This is a genomic window from Pseudomonas agronomica, assembly GCF_025917275.1.
GTDB lineage: Bacteria > Pseudomonadota > Gammaproteobacteria > Pseudomonadales > Pseudomonadaceae > Aquipseudomonas > Aquipseudomonas agronomica.
In genome coordinates this window covers 1-2,830 of record NZ_JAOSHO010000589.1, presented here as the reverse complement: position 1 = coordinate 2,830, position 2,830 = coordinate 1, and the positions used below count along the sequence as shown (strand labels likewise).

Below are 2,830 nucleotides of genomic sequence, written 5' to 3'. Positions count from 1 at the left end.
CAGCGGTGCCGGGCAGCCGGCAATGCTTGAACTGCGCGAGAGGGCCAAATCCTTCAGTGATTATGGCGATCGCGATGACAGTGAGCACTTCGCCCATAACCTGGCATTCAACGTGATTCCACAGGTCGATTCGTTCGAAGCCAATGGTTACACCCGGGAAGAAATGAAAGTGGTGTGGGAGTTGCGCAAGGTCCTGGACGAGCCGGCGTTGGCGATCAGCACCACCGCCGTTCGGGTGCCGACCTTGCGATCTCATGCCGAGAGTCTCAGCCTGCGGTTCACCAAATCCATTGGGTCGCTGGACCAGGTACGAGCATTGCTCAGGAACGCGCCGGGGGTTGAAGTGGTGGACGAACCCGAGTTTGGCGCTTATCCGATGCCCATGACTTCAACCTACAAGCATGCGGTGGAGGTCGGGCGGATTCGCTACAACCTGATCTACGGCGAGCATGGGCTGGACTTGTTCATCAGCGGCGACCAGTTGCTGCGCGGTGCGGCGTTGAACGCTTTCGAGATCATGCAATTGATCAGCGATTGACCAAAACGCGCTGCTGTCCTGGCGGCGGCGCGTTTATTCAGCTCGATTGGGCCTCGCTGTCGTCCCGCATATCGTCCAGGTATTGCGGTTGGTCCAACTGTTCCGGCAGTTCCGTCACGACACTGAAGTCGCTGATCTCGATGGCGCCCGTCCCGTGGCCGAGCAGGTGGAAGGAGAACGCCTTGCGCGGCTGCGGGTTATCGAAATGGATGTCCATCACCAGCGGCTGATCGTTGGTCACCGCGACGTTGGTGGGCAAATCCATCGGCACGTCCTGCTCGAATTCCTTGGCCTTGAGGGATATGTACGCGGCGTGGTCCGCGTCCACGGCGCGGATGCTCAAGCTCACGCGCGTGCGGGTACCCTTGGGCATTTCCAGGTACTGGGCGCCGATCAGGTTGTCGGTCCAGTCGTTGGATACCTGGGCCGGCAGTGGGATCTTTTCCGCGCTACCGAACTGATAGTGTTGGTTCAAGGGCGTGGCGAACAACGTCTGGTCCAGGGCTGTCGCTCGGGCACTGACGAGTCTTGCCCGTTGGCCGCTGTATTGCCCCAGGTAGGTGGCGCTGTCGGCGATGAAGCCTTCGCTCCTGTAGTCGAGGCAATGTTGCTGGAAATCGCATTCGGTGAAGGTGCCCTTGCCATCGTGGTAGCGCAGCTTGCCGTTGGTGAACGACATGATTTCCCGGCCCGTCGCATAGTCCCTGAACATCGAGCGACCGGACAGCGAAGTCGGCACTTTGAAACCGAAGTAATCGAGTACCGAAGCGGTCAGGTCGACATGGCCATGAACCCCTTGCTTGAGGCGCGGCAATGGCTCGGGCGCCAACATGAGGTTGAAGCCCCAGGACGAGGCCAGGCGCACATCGTCGATGCCGTGGGATTCATCCGAAGTGATGATCACCAGGGTATTGTCCAGGATGCCCTGGCGTTCCAGGCCGGCGAGGAAGCTGTCCAACGCGTCGTCCAGGTAACCCACGGCGGCCTGCTTGGCGGTGTCGTAGCGTTCCAGGTAATCCTCTGGCGCGGAGTAGGGTTGGTGCGTGCCCACCGTCAGCAGCGTGAGCATCCAGGGCTTGTCCGCCTGTTGCAGTTGCCCGACGTAATCCAGCGCGCCTTCGAAGAAAGTCTTGTCGTCCTTGCCCCAGGGAAACTCCAGATAGGCGGGTCGGGTGAACCATTCCATGCCCAGGGTCGTGTCGAAGCCGATGTGCGGCATGATCCGGTCCTTGGCCATGAACCGCAGGCCGGCGCCCTGCAGGAAGTGAGTCGAGAATCCGTTCTTGCGCAACTGGGCAGGCAAGCAGGCCTGGTTGCGCTGGCTCTGGTTGAGCATTTCGACGCCCTTGGGCGTGCCGTTGTCGAGCTTGTCGTAGTCACCGCACAGCATGGCGTACAGGCCACGGATGGTCTGGTGGCTGTGCAACACGTAGTCGGGTGTGTTCATCCCGCGCTCGGCCCACGCGCTGAGGTGCGGCATCAGGTTTTCCTGATAACTGCTTTTCAAGGCCAGGCGATTGGTTTCCAGATAGGCACCGGGAATGCCTTCCAGGGCGATGATCAGGACGTTGCGTGCGCGGCCCGGCGCGGCGAGCAGCTTTTGCCCTTCAAGATCCAGTCGGGTCAGCCCTTCCATGGGGGGAAGCGGTTCCTCGGTATCCCCGGCGACCCACTCTTGAATGTGCGCCTGGCCGGCGGCGACGCCTGCCGTCATGAGCTGGTGGGGCAGGTTGAACAGGTTCCACTGGTCCGCTTCGCTGGGCCGCCAGGTTTGCACCGTGTGGTGAGCCAGCAAAAGCACCGCCGGCAGCGCCCAGGCATGGCGCGGCAAGCCGGGCGCCCGGCGGCTCCGATTGATCCAGTGGACCGCCAGCCAGAGGGCCAAGGCGACCAGCTGCACGGCGGCGAGCCAGGGATGAGCGAAGCCGCCGCTGGTGGAGTTCTCGACAAATTGCGGGTCGGTCAGATATTGGATGTCCGACGGCGTTGGCATCCGTCCGACCGCACTGACCAGTTCGCTGCTGGCCAACATCAGCGCGGCCCAGGCCAGCAATACCGGTAACGCCAGCCACCCGGGGCGTCGATGCAGCAACACGATCAATAAGCTGCCGATGGCGAAGTCGGACAGATAGCCCAGCAGGTCGGACCAGCCAAGAACCAGGCGCAGCCCCATCGGGACGAAGAGCACGCATCCGGCCAGCGCGAGGAGGCTCGCGAGTGGATGAGTCAGCGCTCGATAAAAAACATTCACGGAAACGGGCCTTTTGTTCAAACCAATCCAGCAAACACACG

Annotated in this window: 2 protein-coding genes; one reads left to right on the top strand and one right to left on the bottom strand. The window is 61.7% G+C overall.

Annotated features, from left to right (window positions below; genetic code table 11):
- Positions 1-538, top strand: a 538-nt coding sequence (locus OC610_RS24885; protein WP_264431672.1) for an aspartate-semialdehyde dehydrogenase, incomplete at its 5' end; no start/stop codon positions are given.
- A gap of 37 nt (positions 539-575) precedes the next feature.
- Here the strand turns inward: OC610_RS24885 and OC610_RS24880 are convergent.
- Entirely contained in the window at positions 576-2,789 is a 2,214-nt protein-coding gene (locus OC610_RS24880; RefSeq protein WP_264431670.1) for an LTA synthase family protein, read from the bottom strand.
- Positions 2,790-2,830 lie beyond the last annotated feature (41 nt).